The sequence below is a fragment of the Streptomyces sp. B93 genome, from assembly GCF_018070565.1.
Classification (GTDB): domain Bacteria; phylum Actinomycetota; class Actinomycetes; order Streptomycetales; family Streptomycetaceae; genus Streptomyces.
Genome location: NZ_JAGPXL010000024.1, coordinates 21,118 through 36,774, shown reverse-complemented (window position 1 = coordinate 36,774; position 15,657 = coordinate 21,118). Strand labels below are relative to the sequence as shown.

The following is a 15,657-nucleotide window of genomic DNA, read 5'->3' as shown; positions in this document are numbered from 1 at the left end:
GGCCGCGCGGCACCGGACCGAAGGAAAACCGGTGCCGCGTTGTCGGACCCGCGTGCGATGCTCTCGGCTGTGGAGACCAGGTCAGTCAGTCCCGTGTTCGTCGGCCGCACCACAGAACTGGACACCTTGCAGGACGCGCTCGCCCGTGCCACCGCGGGCGAGCCGCAGGCATTGCTGGTCGGCGGCGAGGCGGGGGTCGGCAAGTCCCGGCTGATCGAGGAGTTCGCGGCCACCTCCTGCCGCGAGGGCGCCGTCGTCGCCGTCGGCGGCTGTGTCGAGATCGGCGCCGACGGACTGCCGTTCGCCCCGTTCTCCAGCGCCCTGCGCGCCCTGCGCCGGGAGATGCCCGCCGAACTCGCCGCCGCCGCCGACGGCCAGGAGGAGGAGCTGTCCCGGCTCCTGCCCGAACTGGGCGAGGCCCCCACCGGACGGCACGACGAGGAGGGCATGGCCCGCCTCTTCGAACTGACCGCCCGGCTGCTGGAGCGGGTCGCCGCCGACCGCACCGTCGTCATCGCCCTGGAGGACCTGCACTGGGCCGACGCCTCCACCCGCCACCTCCTCTCCTACCTCTTCCGCACCCTGCACACCGGCCGCCTCGTCGTCCTCGCCACCTACCGCTCCGACGACATCCACCGCCGCCACCCGCTGCGCCCCCTCCTCGCCGAACTGGACCGGCTGCGCACCGTCCGCCGCATCGAGCTGGCCCGCCTCAACCGTGAGGAGGTCGCCCGCCAGATCGCCGGCATCCTGGCCCAGGAACCCGACCCCGCCCAGGTCGACGACATCTTCGAACGCTCCGACGGCAACGCCTTCTTCGTCGAGGAACTCGCCGTCGCCGCCCACGAGGGCTGCTGCACCGGCCTCACCGACTCCCTGCGCGACCTGCTGCTGGTGCGGGTCGAGGCGCTGCCCGAGAGCGCCCAGCGGGTCGCCCGGATCGTCGCCGAGGGCGGCTCCACCGTCGAGTACCGGCTGCTGGCCGCCGTCGCCCGGCTCGCCGAGGACGACCTCATCGAGGCGCTGCGCGCCGCCGTAAGCGCCAACCTCCTCACCGCCGCGCCCGGCGGCGACGGCTACCGCTTCCGGCACTCCCTGGTCCGCGAGGCCGTCAGCGACGACCTGCTGCCCGGGGAGCGCTCCCGCCTCAACCGCCGTTACGCCGAAGCCCTGGAGGCCGACCCCACGCTCGTCCCCGCCGACGAACGCGTCATGCGCCTGGCGAGCTACTGGTACCACGCCCACGACCCCGCCAAGGCCCTCCCCGCCGTCCTGGACGCCTCCACCACCGCCCGCCGCCGCCACGCCTACGCCGAACAACTCGGCCTCCTGGAACGCGCGATGGAACTGTGGGACAGCGCCCCCGAGGACGTCCGGGTCACCCTGCGCCCCGCCGACTACACCGAGGGCTACCCGCCGTGCGGCTGCGACCCGCAGACCACCCCGCTGCGCTACCTCGACCTGCTGGCCGAGGCCGCCGTCGCCGGACGGCTGTGCGGCGAGCGGGAACGCGCCCTGAAGATCACCAAGCGTGCGCTACGGCTGCTGGAGGACGACCCCGATCCGCTGCGCGCCGCCTGGTTCTGGACCCAGCGCGGCCGGCTGGTGCAGGCCCTCGCCCGCGGCGACGGCTGGCGCGAACTGGGCATCGCCCAGGACCTGGTGCGGGGCCTGCCGCCCTCCGAGGTGCACGCCGAGGTCCTCACCGGCGCCGCGAACTGGTCGATGCTCCATGAACCGGGCCCCGACGCCCTCGTCGCCGCCGAACGCGCGGTGGAGTACGCCCGGATGGTCGGCGCCCGCGAGATCGAACTGAACGCCCGGGTCACCCTCGGCGGCCTCGTCGTCGACTCCGGTGACCACGAGGCCGGGCTCGCCCAGACCCGGGAGGCGATGGACCAGGCCCTGGCGGAGGGCGTTGTCCATGTCGCGGGCCGCGCCTATGTGAACCTCCCCTCCGAACTCGAAGCGGTCGGCCGCTCCAAGGAAGCCGTGGCGCTCCTGCGCGAGGGCGTCGACTACACCCGCAAGTACGGCCAGTTGGACGCCGAGGCATGGATCTGGGGCAACCTCTCCGACTCGCTGTACGCCCTGGGCGACTGGGAGGAGGCCGCCACGGCCGCGGCGACCGCGCTGCGCCGGGGGCAGAGCGCCCAGCCCCGGGGCATGGGGGCGCTGCAGCTGGCCCGCGTCGCCCTGTCCCGGGGAGACGTGGCCGAAGCACACCGCCAGCTGGACGCCGCGCGGGCGCACTTCGGCTCCCACGACCCGGTGCCCCAGCAGCGGCTCCCGCTCGCCCGCATCGCCGCGGGCATCGCCGCCGCGGAGGGCCGAGTCCTCGACCTCCGGGCGGAGGTCACCGAAGCGCTGGAGGGCGGTGTGCCGCTCGGCACCCACCGCTACGGCTGGCCGCTCCTGCTGGCCGCCGCCACCGCCGAGGCCGACGCCCGCCTGCTGCCCGCCGCCCAGCCCGGCCGAGAGGAGTTCCTCGAACGCCTCCTCGGCGCGGTCAAGTCGCTCACCACCGACGCTCCCATCTGGCTCGCCTACGAGGAGTGGGCCCGCGCCGAACTGGCCCGCGCCCAGGGCACGGCCACCGCGGACCTCTGGTCACCGGTGGTCACCGCCTTCGAGCACCTGGAGCGGCCCTACGACCTCGCCCGCGTCCGCCACCGCCTCGCGGAGGCCCTGCTGACACCCGCTCCCGGACGGGCTTCCGCCGCCGAGGACGACCGCGACCGCGCCACGGAACTGCTGCGGCTGGCCCACGCCGTCGCCGGACACCTCGGCGCCCGTCCGCTCGCCGAGGCCACCACCCGCCTCGCCCAGCGTGCCCGCCTCAGCCTCAGCCACCCCCCGGCGCGGACCGACACCGACCCCGTCACGGCGCTCGGCCTCACCACCCGGGAGCGAGACGTCCTCCACCTGGTCTCCGCCGGTCGCACCAACCGCCAGATAGCCGAGGAACTCTTCATCTCCCCGAAGACCGCCAGCGTCCATGTCTCCAACATCCTCGCCAAGCTCGGCGTCTCCGGCCGGGGCGAGGCGGCGGCGGTGGCCCACCGACTGGGTCTGTTCCGGGCCGCTCCCCAGGACAGGCCCTAGCTCACCTGCACCTCCAGGATCCGGTCGTCGCCGCTCTCCGGGGAACCGCGGCCGTCCGTCTCGCTGGTGATCAGCCACAGCTTGTCGCCGCCCGCGGAGGCCACCGTGCGCAGTCGGCCGTGGTCGCCCTCCAGGAAGGACTGGGGGTCGGCGGAGGTCTCGGTGCCGTCGAGGGGGATGCGCCACAGGCGCTGCCCGCGCAGGCCCGCCATCCAGATGGAGCCCTCGGCGTAGGCGATGCCGCTGGGGGAGGCCTCGTCGGTGGACCACTGGGCTATGGGGTTGTGGAAGCCGCCCTCGTCGGTGGTGCCCTCGGCCTCCGGCCAGCCGTAGTTGTCGCCCGGCTTGATCGCGTTCAGCTCGTCCCAGGTGTCCTGGCCGAACTCCGCGGCGAACAGGCGCTGTTTGGTGTCCCAGGCCAGGCCCTGGACGTTGCGGTGGCCGTACGAGTAGACCGCTGAGTCGCCGAACGGGTTGCCCGGTGCCGGGTCGCCCTCCGGGGTGAGGCGCAGGATCTTGCCGCCGAGGGACTCCCGGTCCTGGGACAGGCCCTCCTCGCCGCTCTCGCCCGTGCCCGCGTAGAGCATCTTGTCGGGGCCGAAGGCGATCCGGCCGCCGTTGTGGATGAAGCCCTTGGGGATGCCCCGGAAGATCGTGTCCGGTGCGCCCAGCTGCTGGCCGGAGGGCTTGTCGGCGTCGTAGAGCATGCGGACGATGCGGTTGTCGGAAGCCGAGGTGAAGTAGGCGTAGACCATGTTGTCCGAGGCGTAGTCGGGGGAGAGGGCCAGGCCCATCAGGCCGCCCTCACCGGCCGGGGACACCCCGGGCACCTCGCCCACCTCGGTCTTCTTGCCGGTCTCGGTGTCGACGCGGGTGATCGTCCCCTCGTCGCGGGAGGAGACCAGCAGGTCGCCGTCGGGCAGCGCGGCCAGGCCCCAGGGGGTGTTCAGGCCCTCGGCGACCGTGCGCACGACCTTGGCGGAGCCCTTCGCGGGGGGTGTCTCCTCGGCGGGCGCCTGACCGGACGGGGCGGCCTCCGTGGCCGTACGGCCGGGGGCCGTGCTCGCGCCGCCGGTTGCTCCCCCTCCCTCGTCGCCGGAGCAACCGGCCGTGAGCAGGAGAGCGGCCACGGCCACCGCGGCCGGCACAACTCGACGTAGCACGATCATGGTCCCTTCGACGCGGGCGTCCAGCGGCAGGTTCTACTTGTCATACACCGCCCGCGCCTCCCAGGTTCCCGATCACCGGAACCCGAACCGGAAGGCCAGGAAATCCCGGCCCGGCCAGCTCCGCCGGTTCCGCGGGCGCCCCCTACTCCCAGGACCCCTGCGCCCCCGGCAGCTCTCCCACCGCCGCCAGGTCCTCCGGTGTGAGCCGCAGCTGAGCCGCCGCCGCGTTCTCCGCCACCCAGCGCTCCCGCTTCGTCCCCGGCACCGGAACCACATGACCCCCCTGCGCCAGCACCCACGCCAGCGCCACCTGAGCCGGGGTGACCTCCCCGCCGTGCCGGGCGGCCACCCGGCGCAGTCCGGCGACGATCGGCTGGTTCGCGGCCATCATCTCGGCGGTGAAGCGGGGGTGCCGGGCGCGCATGTCGTCCGGCTCGAAACCCTCGCCCGGCGTCAGCGTGCCGGTCAGGAAGCCGTTGCCGAGCGGCATCGCGGCGAGGAAGCCGACGCCGCGCGCCGCGCACCACGGCAGCAGCGCGTCCAGCGCCTCCGGCGACCACACCGACAGCTCCGCCTCCACCGCGCTCACCGGGAAGACCTGCTGCACCCGCTCCAGCTGCCGGATCGTGGTGTCGTGCAGCCGCCCGCCGGACCGCCGCCCGCCGCGCGCCCCGACCGCGCACAGCCCGAGCGACCGCACCTTCCCCGCCCGCACCAGGTCCGCCATCGCGCCCCAGGTCTCCTCCACGGGCACCTCGGGGTCGGCGCGGTGCAGCTGGTAGAGGTCGATGACATCGGTCTGGAGCCGCCGCAGGGACGCGTCGCAGGCCCTTCTGACGTACCCGGGGCGGCCGTTGGCGACGATGTGCTGCTCGCCCACCAGCAGTCCGACCTTGGTGGACACGAAGGCGTCCTGGCGCCGCTCCTTCAACACCCGCCCCACCAGCAGCTCGTTGGTGAAGGGGCCGTACATGTCGGCGGTGTCCAGCAGGGTCACCCCGAGGTCGAGGGCGCGGTGCACCGCCCGGACCGACTCCTCGCCCCGCTGCCGTGACGTGCTGTACGCCCAGCTCATCGGCATGCACCCGAGTCCGACGGCCCCCACCGAGAGCGCCGCCGCGCCGATCGTCCTGCGCTCCACCTGGCCGTAACCCTCCCTCTGCCGGCCCCCAACCTAACCTCTGCGCCCGCGCGGGCCTGACATAGCCTCCTGACCATGACTGCTGACGTGTGGCTGCCCATCCCGCCGGAGGAGATCGAGGGGCTTCCGGAGGGGCCGAACTACCGCTTCTGGAACGGCGCCGAGGAGTTCCCCGCGGACCCGGCCGACTGCGTCTTCTACGTCGTGCCGTACATGAAGCCCGCCGGGGTCGGCGTACGGCCGCTGCCCGCCATGCGCTCCCTGAAGGTCGTGCAGACCCTGTCGGCCGGTGTCGACCATGTGACACCCGGCTTGAGGCATCTGCCCCCGGGAGTACGGCTGTGCAACGCGCGCGGGGTGCACGAGGCCAGTACCGCCGAGCTGACCCTGGCGCTGATCCTCGCCTCGCTGCGCGGCATCCCCGACTACGTGCGCGCGCAGGACCGGGGGGAGTGGCTCGGTGGTTTCCGGCCCGCGCTCGCGGACAAGACCGTCCTCATCGTGGGATACGGCTCCATCGGCGCCGCGATCGAGGACCGGCTCGCGCCCTTCGAACTCGCGCGGGTGGCGCGCGTGGCGCGCTCCGAGCGCACCACGGCGCGCGGGCCGGTGCACCAGCTCACCGAACTGCCCGCCCTGCTCCCCGAGGCGGACGTCGTGGTGCTCTCCACGCCCCTCACCGAGGCCACCCGCCACCTCGTCGACGCCGAGTTCCTGGCCCGGATGAAGGACGGCGCGCTGCTGGTCAACGTGGCCCGCGGCCCGGTCGTCGACACCAAGGCGCTGCTCGCGGAGCTGGAGGGCGGGCGCATCACCGCCGCGCTGGACGTCACCGATCCCGAGCCGCTGCCCGCGGACCATCCCCTCTGGCGTGCGCCGGGCGTGCTGATCAGCCCGCACGTCGGCGGTCCCACATCCGCGTTCCGGCCGCGCGCCGAGCGGCTCCTGGTGGAGCAGTTGGGACGTTTTCTGAACCGGGAGCCGCTGGGCAACGTGATCCTTACGACGGGCGCGATGGACGGCTAGCGACGGGACGCGGCGGTCGTACGGTTCGCTTCGGGCACGGTCCGCAACCCTCCGGGTGCGGTCCGTGCCCGCGTTCCCGCTGGTGGTCACGGAGCGTAGAGAACCTATGTCCCTGAGTGACGATCCTGGTGTATCGTCCCGACAGGGGCAGCGCCGTGACCCGTTCGGCGCCGGGGATGGACATTTCAGACTGCGAGGGGGGCGACGGGCGATGCACGGCCTATGGACCAACGATCCGACGCGGCGGGACCGCCGACGGCGACCCTGGCGCAGGGCCGCGTCCAGACGCGGTCCACACCCGGCCCCCGGCGGCCTCCATGGCCTCCACCGGAGCGGCCTTCACCACAGCCAGCAGCACCACACTCAGCAGCACCGCAGGCCCGGCAGCCGCAGGAGGCACGCGCGCCCGGCCCACCGGGACCAGCGGGACCGGACAGCGGTGCGGACCGGGAGGCCCCGGTGAACTCGCCGCCGACCGCCACCACCCTCGACGCGACCCCGCGCCCGCACCCGCCCTCCGGCGCCCCGCTGCCGCGCCGCCCGTTCGCCCCCGGCGGGCCGGGCAGCCGGACCGGCGGTGGCATCAGGGGCGGGGCGACCGTGGTCCACCAACTGCTGCTGGCCCTCGTCTGCGCGGGATACGCCGTCGGTTCCGCGCTCGGCTGGGGCACGGAGCAACTGGCCCTGATCATGGGCGACTTCGGACTGAGCGCCGCCGCCGCCACGGCCGCCGTGTCCTGCCTGTTGTACGCCCGCAGCCGCCGGGTGCCCTTCCGCCCCGCCTGGCTGCTGTTCGCCCTCTCCTCGGTGATGGCCGCCCTCGGCAACGCGGTCTGGGGCTGGTACGAGGTCGTGCTGGACCGCGAGGTGCCCAGCCCCAGCTACGCCGACCTGTTCTTCCTGTGCTTCGCGCCGCCCGCCATCGTCGGCCTGCTGGTGCTCGCCAAGCGGCCGGTGACGAAGGCGGGCTGGGGCTGTCTGGCGCTGGACGCCTGGCTGATCGGCGGCTCGCTGCTGACCCTGTCGTGGAGCCTCGCGCTGGCCCAGACGGCGAGCGTCGAGGGCGCCAGCGTCTCGCACACCGCGCTGTCACTGGCGTACCCGCTGCTGGACATCGCCCTGGTCAGCATGGTGCTCGCACTGCACTTCCGGCGCTCGGGCGCCAACCGCTCCGCCGTCAACACCGCGATCGGCGCGCTGGCCCTGACCGTGATGTGCGACGCCCTGTTCACCTCCCCGCTGCTGCACGACAACTACAGCTCCGGACAGTTGCTCGACGCGGGCTGGTTCGCCGGATCGCTGCTCCTGGCGTACGCCCCCTGGGCCGCGCCCCGGCACGGTCAGGGCGCGGAGGAGCAGCACACGCGCGTGGTGCACGAGCACGTGCCGGGCCAGCGCCCGGGACCCACCCCGCCCCAGGCGAGGCCACCCCAGCCGCCGGGCGCCGGGCAGCAGGGCGAGCACAGCCGCTATCTGACCACCCGGCCCATCACCGGCTCCCTGGCCGCCCTCACGCCGTACCTCGCCGCCGCCGTCTGCACCCTGGGCATCCTCTACAACGTCCTCAACGGCCGCAGCGTCGACCGCGTGGTGCTCTTCACGGGTGGCACGGTCGTGCTGGCCCTCGTGGTCCGGCAGGGCATCATGCTGCTCGACAACATCACCCTCACCCAGGAACTGGCGCAGAAGGAGAACCACTTCCGCTCCCTGGTGCAGGGCTCCAGCGACGTCATCATGATCGCCGCGCCCAACGGCATCCTCCGGTACGTCTCCCCGGCCGCCGCCGGGGTCTACGGCCGCCCCGCCGAGGAACTGGTGGGCACCGAACTGGCCGATCTCATCCACCCGGAGGACCTGGGCTGCGTGGTGCACGAGGTGCGCCGCTTCCTCGCCGCCAGCCCGCTGGAGGAACCCACGACCCGTATCGAGTGCCGCTTCCGCTCCGGCGGCGGGGGCTGGCTGAACGTCGAGTCCACCGTCAACCGCCACCACGGCGGCCTGATCTTCAACAGCCGCGACGTGACCGAGCGTGTGCGCCTCCAGGCGCAGCTCCAGCACAACGCCGAGCACGACCCGCTCACCGACCTGCCCAACCGCGCCCTGTTCACCAAGCGGGTGCAGCAGGCGCTGTCCGGCCGCCGTGCCACCGACCGCGGCGCCGCGCTACGGGGCACGGCGGTGCTCTTCATCGACCTGGACGGCTTCAAGGCGGTCAACGACACCATCGGCCACCAGGCCGGTGACGAACTCCTGGTGCACGCCGCCCGGCGGCTCCAGGAGGCGGTCCGCAAGGGCGACACCGCCGCCCGGCTCGGCGGCGACGAGTTCGCCGCCCTCATCGTCTCGGACGGCGCCCGCGACCGCGCGGCCCGCGAACGGCACATCCTGGAACTGGCCGACCGCCTCAGGATCACGCTGTCGCAGCCGTACGTCATCGACGGCAACGATGTCCGTGTCGCCGCCTCCATCGGCGTCGCCTTCGCCGAACCGGGCCTCGGCGCGGGCGAGTTGCTGCGCAACGCCGACCTGGCGATGTACCGCGCGAAATCGGCCGGAAAAGGCCGGGTCGAGCTGTACAGACCACAGATGCAGCAGGACGTCGTACGCAAGGCGGAACTGGCCACCCGGCTGCGGGCGGCGCTGCACGACGGCGAGTTCACGCTGCTGCACCAGCCCGTGGTGTCGCTGGCCGACGGCCGGATCACATCGGTCGCCGCGCAGGCCCGCTGGCGGTCGTCCCAGGGCGTGCTGTTCACGCCCGCGGAGTTCCTGCGCGTGGCGGAGGACAGCGACCGCACCGCGGAGCTGGACCGCTGGCTGCTCCAGGAAGCCGTGGAGCAGGCCGCGGAGCGGACCACGACCGGTCTCTCCGTCCCGGTGGTGGTCCGGATGAGCGCCCGTCGGCTGCTGGACCGCTCGATGCCGCTGGGCTCCGTGGAGGCGCTGCTCACCCGGCACGGGCTGCCGTCCGGATCGCTCGCCATAGAGCTGTCCGACATCGACGCCAGGGTCCCCCTGGACGACCTGGAGCGCCGCCTGGGCGGCCTCAGGCGGCTCGGGGTGCGCATCGCCCTGGACGGCTTCGGCGGCGGCTTCTCGGCCGTCACGGCGCTGCGCAGGCTCCCCGTCGACGTGCTGAAGCTCGACCGCTCGCTGGTCGAGGGCGTCGTCGAGTCCGCCAGGCTGCACAAGATCACCGGCGGGCTGCTGCGGATCGCCGCCGACCTCGGGCTGTCGTCCGTGGCCGACGGCGTGGACCTCCCGGAGCAGGTGACCGCCCTGCGCGCGCTGGGCTGCACGCACGGGCAGGGCATGGCGTTCTCCGGCCCGCTGGACGAGTACCGGCTGCGCCGGGCGCTCACTTCCGGCCACTGCCCGGTGCCGCACGCACCGGCCGAGCCCGCCTGTGTCGGCGGGGGCGCGGGGGTCTACGCCAGCGGGGTGACCAACGGTATGACCAGCGTCCTCAGCGCCGGTCCCGCCCTCGGCACACCGCTGCGTTCACATGATGAGACTCCCGTCCCACCCACTTGACAGTCGGTGCGTGCCGGGGGGAGGGTCTGTGCCATGCGCACCCGAATTCTCGTACTTGGAAAGCGCGTCGGCTGAAGCTGGTGACGTCCGGACGGACCCGGAACTCCCAGCGACCCCACCCGGCGCGCTCCCCTCGCTTGCCTTATGGCACGAGGGGTTTTTTGTTGCACAGGCACCTGTCGTGCCCCAGCCCCCACTCCGCACAAAACTCGCAAAAACCCTCAGCATCGAGAAGAGAATGCCGATGACCGAGCAGGCCACCGGGGCCCATCACCCGCAGCCGCGGCCCCGATCCGGAGGACACCAGTCCGCCCCCGAGCGCGTGACGGGTGCGCAGTCCCTCATCCGCTCGCTTGAGGAGGTCGGCGCCGACACGGTATTCGGCATTCCAGGGGGCACGATCCTGCCGGCGTACGACCCGCTGATGGACTCCACCCGGGTCCGCCACGTGCTGGTCCGCCACGAGCAGGGCGCCGGGCACGCCGCCACCGGCTACGCCCAGGCCACCGGCAAGGTCGGCGTCTGCATGGCGACCTCCGGACCCGGCGCCACCAACCTGGTCACCCCGATCGCCGACGCGCACATGGACTCCGTGCCGCTGGTCGCGATCACCGGCCAGGTGGTGTCCAAGTCGATCGGCACGGACGCCTTCCAGGAGGCGGACATCGTCGGCATCACCATGCCGATCACCAAGCACAGCTTCCTGGTCACCAAGGCGGAGGACATCCCCCGGGCGATCGCGCAGGCGTTCCACATCGCCTCCACCGGACGCCCCGGACCGGTCCTGGTCGACATCCCCAAGGACATCCTCCAGGCGCAGACCACCTTCTCCTGGCCGCCCACCATGGACCTGCCCGGCTACCGGCCCGTCACCAAGCCGCACGCCAAGCAGATCCGTGAGGCCGCCAAGCTGATCACCGCCGCCCGCCGCCCGGTCCTCTACGTCGGCGGCGGCGTCCTCAAGGCCGGGGCCACCGCGGAACTGAAGGTCCTCGCCGAACTCACCGGAGCGCCCGTCACCACCACCCTGATGGCGCTCGGCGCGTTCCCCGACAGCCACCCGCTGCACGTGGGAATGCCGGGCATGCACGGTTCGGTCACCGCCGTCACCGCGCTGCAGAAGGCCGACCTGATCGTCGCCCTCGGCGCCCGCTTCGACGACCGCGTCACCGGCAAGCTGGACAGCTTCGCCCCGTACGCCAAGATCGTCCATGCCGACATCGACCCCGCGGAGATCGGCAAGAACCGCGCCGCCGACGTGCCGATCGTCGGGGACGCCCGCGAGGTCATCGCCGATCTGATCCAGGCGGTGCAGAAGGAGCACAGCGAGGGCCACCAAGGCGACTACAGCGCTTGGTGGAACGACCTGAACCGCTGGCGCGAGACCTACCCGCTCGGCTACGACCAGCCCGAGGACGGCTCGCTCTCCCCGCAGCAGGTCATCGAGCGGATCGGACAGCTCGCCCCCGAGGGCACGATCTTCGCGGCGGGCGTCGGCCAGCACCAGATGTGGGCGGCGCACTTCATCGAGTACGAGAAGCCCGCCACCTGGCTGAACTCCGGCGGCGCCGGGACGATGGGCTACGCGGTCCCGGCCGCCATGGGCGCCAAGGCCGGGGCGCCGGACCGCGCGGTCTGGGCGATCGACGGCGACGGCTGCTTCCAGATGACCAACCAGGAGCTGACCACCTGCGCCCTGAACAACATCCCGATCAAGGTCGCCATCATCAACAACGGCGCCCTGGGGATGGTCCGCCAGTGGCAGACGCTGTTCTACAACCAGCGCTACTCCAACACCGTGCTGCACTCCGGCCCGGACGACGTCAACCCGCAGGCGCGCGGCACCCGGGTCCCCGACTTCGTGAAGCTGTCCGAGGCCATGGGCTGCTACGCGATCCGCTGCGAGGACCCGGCCGACCTCGACAAGGTCATCGAGGAGGCGAACTCCATCAACGACCGCCCGGTCGTCGTCGACTTCGTCGTCCACGAGGACGCCATGGTGTGGCCGATGGTCGCCGCCGGCACCTCCAACGACGAGATCATGGCCGCCCGTGACGTCCGCCCCGACTTCGGCGACAACGAAGACGACTGAGCGAGAGAGACGTAAAGAGAAATGTCCAAGCACACGCTCTCCGTCCTGGTGGAGAACACCCCCGGCATCCTCGCCCGGATCGCCGCGCTCTTCTCCCGCCGCGGCTTCAACATCGACTCGCTCGCCGTCGGTGTCACCGAGCACCCCGACATCTCCCGCATCACGATCGTGGTGAGCGTCGACGACCTGCCGCTGGAGCAGGTGACCAAGCAGCTCAACAAGCTCGTCAACGTGCTGAAGATCGTCGAGCTGGAGCCGTCGGCGGCCGTGCAGCGTGAACTTGTTCTGGTGAAGGTGCGCGCGGACAACGAGACGCGCTCCCAGATCGTCGAGATCGTCCAGCTGTTCCGCGCCAAGACCGTGGACGTCTCCCCGGAGGCCGTCACCATCGAGGCCACCGGCTCCGGCGAGAAGCTGTCCGCCATGCTCAAGATGCTGGAGCCGTACGGCATCAAGGAGCTGGTCCAGTCCGGCACGATCGCGATCGGCCGCGGCGCACGTTCGATCACCGACCGGTCGCTGCGCGCTCTCGACCGGTCGGCCTGACCCACCAAACGGGCGGCCGACGACGCGCGGCCGCCCGTATGCCGAGACCACCGAACTTCCCCCACCCCCACCGTCATACGGTGGGACGCAACACCTGCACCCAAGGAGAGAACCCAAAGTGGCCGAGCTGTTCTACGACGCCGACGCCGACCTGTCCATCATCCAGGGCCGCAAGGTCGCGGTCATCGGTTACGGCAGCCAGGGCCACGCCCACGCCCTGTCGCTGCGCGACTCCGGCGTCGACGTGCGCGTCGGTCTGCACGAGGGCTCCAAGTCCAAGGCCAAGGCCGAGGAGCAGGGCCTGCGCGTGGTGACGCCGTCGGAGGCCGCCGCCGAGGCCGACGTCATCATGATCCTGGTGCCGGACCCGATCCAGGCCCAGGTCTACGAGGAGTCCATCGCGCCGAACCTGAAGGACGGCGACGCGCTGTTCTTCGGCCATGGCTTCAACATCCGCTTCGGCTTCATCAAGCCCCCGGCCGGTGTCGACGTCTGCATGGTCGCCCCGAAGGGCCCGGGTCACCTGGTGCGCCGCCAGTACGAGGAGGGCCGCGGCGTCCCCTGCATCGCCGCCGTCGAGCAGGACGCCACCGGCAGCGCCTTCGCGCTGGCCCTGTCCTACGCCAAGGGCATCGGCGGTACCCGCGCGGGCGTCATCAAGACGACCTTCACCGAGGAGACCGAGACCGACCTGTTCGGTGAGCAGGCCGTTCTCTGCGGTGGCACCGCGGCGCTGGTGAAGGCGGGCTTCGAGACGCTGACCGAGGCGGGCTACCAGCCGGAGATCGCCTACTTCGAGTGCCTGCACGAGCTGAAGCTGATCGTGGACCTCATGTACGAGGGCGGCCTGGAGAAGATGCGCTGGTCGATCTCCGAGACCGCCGAGTGGGGCGACTACGTCACCGGCCCGCGGATCATCACCGACGCCACCAAGGCCGAGATGAAGAAGGTCCTCGCCGAGATCCAGGACGGCTCGTTCGCGCAGGCCTGGATGGACGAGTACCACGGCGGTCTGAAGAAGTACAACGAGTACAAGCAGCAGGACTCCGAGCACCTGCTGGAGACCACCGGCAAGGAGCTGCGCAAGCTCATGAGCTGGGTGAACGAGGAGGCGTAGGCCTCACGCCGAGGGGCTGTCGCCGCGTGGGCGACAGCCCCTTCGCCGGCTGCCGGGCAGCGTGCCACCAGGGGCGTTGTCCAACCCGTCCAGCCCCGGACGGGTGATCCTTCCGCAGAGGCGCATAACGACCTACGCCGCGCCACTACACTGCCGTACTACATACGCGTCAGGCCCACAGCGTCGTGCGTCTTCCACGCGGCTAGCCAACCTCCTCCGCCTGCGGCCGTCGGGACGGCCGTCCGCATGCTTTGGACTTGTGAGGACTCACGTGAGCTCGAAACCTGTCGTACTCATCGCTGAAGAGCTGTCGCCCGCGACCGTGGACGCGCTTGGGCCGGACTTCGAGATCCGGCACTGCAACGGAGCGGACCGAGCCGAACTGCTCCCGGCCATCGCCGACGTCGACGCCATTCTGATCCGCTCCGCCACCAAGGTCGACGCCGAGGCCATCGCCGCCGCGAACAAGCTCAAGGTCGTCGCACGAGCCGGCGTCGGCCTGGACAACGTCGACGTCTCCGCCGCCACCAAGGCCGGCGTGATGGTCGTCAACGCCCCCACCTCCAACATCGTGACCGCCGCCGAGCTGGCCTGCGGTCTGATCCTCGCCACCGCCCGCAACATCCCGCAGGCCAACGCCGCGCTGAAGAACGCCGAGTGGAAGCGCAGCAAGTACACCGGCGTGGAGCTGGCCGAGAAGACCCTCGGCGTCGTCGGCCTCGGCCGCATCGGCGCGCTGGTCGCCCAGCGGATGTCCGCGTTCGGCATGAAGGTCGTCGCCTACGACCCCTACGTGCAGCCCGCGCGGGCCGCGCAGATGGGCGTGAAGGTGCTCTCCCTGGACGAACTGCTGGAGGTCTCCGACTTCATCACCGTCCACCTGCCCAAGACCCCCGAGACGGTGGGCCTGATCGGCGACGAGGCGCTGCGCAAGGTCAAGCCGAGCGTGCGCATCGTCAACGCCGCGCGCGGGGGCATCGTCGACGAGGAGGCGCTGTACTCCGCCCTCAAGGAGGGCCGGGTCGCCGGTGCCGGTCTCGACGTGTACGCCAAGGAGCCCTGCACGGACTCCCCGCTGTTCGAGTTCGACCAGGTCGTCGCCACCCCGCACCTGGGTGCCTCCACCGACGAGGCGCAGGAGAAGGCCGGCATCGCCGTCGCCCGCTCGGTCCGTCTCGCCCTCGCCGGTGAGCTGGTCCCCGACGCGGTGAACGTCCAGGGCGGTGTCATCGCCGAGGACGTCAAGCCGGGCCTGCCGCTCGCCGAGCGCCTCGGCCGCATCTTCACCGCGCTCGCCGGTGAGGTCGCCGTCCGCCTCGACGTCGAGGTCTACGGCGAGATCACCCAGCACGATGTGAAGGTGCTCGAACTCTCCGCGCTCAAGGGCGTGTTCGAGGACGTCGTCGACGAGACGGTGTCGTACGTCAACGCCCCCCTGTTCGCCCAGGAACGCGGTGTCGAGGTGCGGCTGACCACCAGCTCCGAGTCGGCCGACCACCGCAACGTGGTCACCGTGCGCGGCACCCTCTCCGGTGGCGAGGAGGTCGCGATCTCCGGCACGCTGGCCGGTCCCAAGCACATCCAGAAGATCGTCGCCGTCGGTGAGTACGACGTCGACCTCGCCCTCGCCGACCACATGGTCGTCCTGCGCTACGAGGACCGGCCGGGCGTCGTCGGCACCGTCGGCCGTGTCTTCGGCGAGGCGGGCATCAACATCGCCGGGATGCAGGTGTCCCGCGCGGTCGCCGGCGGCGAGGCCCTCGCCGTGCTGACCGTCGACGACACGGTGCCCGCGGGTGTGCTGACCGAGGTCGCCGCGGAGATCGGCGCGACGTCGGCCCGCTCGGTCAACCTGGTCTGACGCGTAGTCCCGAAAGCGCCGGGCGAGCTGGCTTCCGCCAGCTGGTCCGGCGCTTTCCCGTGCACC

The 15,657-nt window shown here is 72.0% G+C and carries 9 protein-coding genes; 7 read left to right on the top strand and 2 right to left on the bottom strand.

All coding sequences use genetic code 11. From position 1 onward, the window contains the following. The first annotated feature begins 57 nt into the window (after nucleotides 1-57). The gene (locus KBY47_RS22325; RefSeq protein WP_210923527.1) at nucleotides 58-3,105 is read left to right on the top strand and encodes a helix-turn-helix transcriptional regulator; all 3,048 of its coding nucleotides are present in this window, start codon (nucleotides 58-60) and stop codon (nucleotides 3,103-3,105) included. Here KBY47_RS22325 and KBY47_RS22320 read toward each other — a convergent pair. Both KBY47_RS22320 and KBY47_RS22315 read right to left on the bottom strand, forming a co-directional pair. Then, entirely contained in the window at nucleotides 3,102-4,274 is a 1,173-nt protein-coding gene (locus KBY47_RS22320; protein WP_210923418.1) for a sorbosone dehydrogenase family protein, read from the bottom strand. The two genes, KBY47_RS22325 and KBY47_RS22320, sit on opposite strands and share 4 nt — an antisense overlap. Nucleotides 4,275-4,416: 142 nt before the next feature. Further along, complete coding sequence (locus KBY47_RS22315) at nucleotides 4,417-5,415, bottom strand: aldo/keto reductase (protein WP_210923417.1); 999 nt, start codon at nucleotides 5,413-5,415, stop codon at nucleotides 4,417-4,419. 75 nt (nucleotides 5,416-5,490) lie between these two features. On the opposite strand from KBY47_RS22315, the gene KBY47_RS22310 reads away from it, so the two are divergent. The 6 genes from KBY47_RS22310 to serA all read left to right on the top strand — a co-directional run bounded on the left by KBY47_RS22310 (nucleotide 5,491) and on the right by serA (nucleotide 15,591). Then, the gene (locus tag KBY47_RS22310) at nucleotides 5,491-6,441 is read left to right on the top strand and encodes a 2-hydroxyacid dehydrogenase (RefSeq protein WP_210923416.1); all 951 of its coding nucleotides are present in this window, start codon (nucleotides 5,491-5,493) and stop codon (nucleotides 6,439-6,441) included. 459 nt (nucleotides 6,442-6,900) lie between these two features. Next, on the top strand, nucleotides 6,901-9,975 hold the full coding sequence (locus KBY47_RS22305; protein WP_210923415.1) for a bifunctional diguanylate cyclase/phosphodiesterase: 3,075 nt from the start codon (nucleotides 6,901-6,903) through the stop codon (nucleotides 9,973-9,975). A gap of 244 nt (nucleotides 9,976-10,219) precedes the next feature. After that, the gene (locus tag KBY47_RS22300; protein WP_210923409.1) at nucleotides 10,220-12,067 is read left to right on the top strand and encodes an acetolactate synthase large subunit; all 1,848 of its coding nucleotides are present in this window, start codon (nucleotides 10,220-10,222) and stop codon (nucleotides 12,065-12,067) included. Between the two features lie 21 nt (nucleotides 12,068-12,088). Further along, the gene (gene ilvN, locus KBY47_RS22295; protein WP_210923407.1) at nucleotides 12,089-12,613 is read left to right on the top strand and encodes an acetolactate synthase small subunit; all 525 of its coding nucleotides are present in this window, start codon (nucleotides 12,089-12,091) and stop codon (nucleotides 12,611-12,613) included. Nucleotides 12,614-12,731: 118 nt separating this feature from the next. Further along, nucleotides 12,732-13,730 carry a ketol-acid reductoisomerase gene (gene ilvC / locus KBY47_RS22290; RefSeq protein WP_210923402.1) on the top strand — a complete coding sequence of 333 codons (999 nt, stop codon included), beginning with the start codon at nucleotides 12,732-12,734 and terminating at the stop codon, nucleotides 13,728-13,730. Nucleotides 13,731-14,001: 271 nt separating this feature from the next. Next, nucleotides 14,002-15,591, top strand: a complete 1,590-nt coding sequence (gene serA, locus KBY47_RS22285) for a phosphoglycerate dehydrogenase (protein ID WP_210923400.1) — start codon at nucleotides 14,002-14,004, stop codon at nucleotides 15,589-15,591. Nucleotides 15,592-15,657 lie beyond the last annotated feature (66 nt).

Coding starts and splice junctions, on each gene's coding strand:
- KBY47_RS22320 (WP_210923418.1), bottom strand. CDS start 4,274: ATGATCGTGCTACGTCGAGTTGTGCCGGCCGCGGTGGCCGTGGCCGCT.
- KBY47_RS22310 (WP_210923416.1), top strand. CDS start 5,491: ATGACTGCTGACGTGTGGCTGCCCATCCCGCCGGAGGAGATCGAGGGG.
- ilvN (WP_210923407.1), top strand. CDS start 12,089: ATGTCCAAGCACACGCTCTCCGTCCTGGTGGAGAACACCCCCGGCATC.
- KBY47_RS22325 (WP_210923527.1), top strand. CDS start 58: ATGCTCTCGGCTGTGGAGACCAGGTCAGTCAGTCCCGTGTTCGTCGGC.
- KBY47_RS22300 (WP_210923409.1), top strand. CDS start 10,220: ATGACCGAGCAGGCCACCGGGGCCCATCACCCGCAGCCGCGGCCCCGA.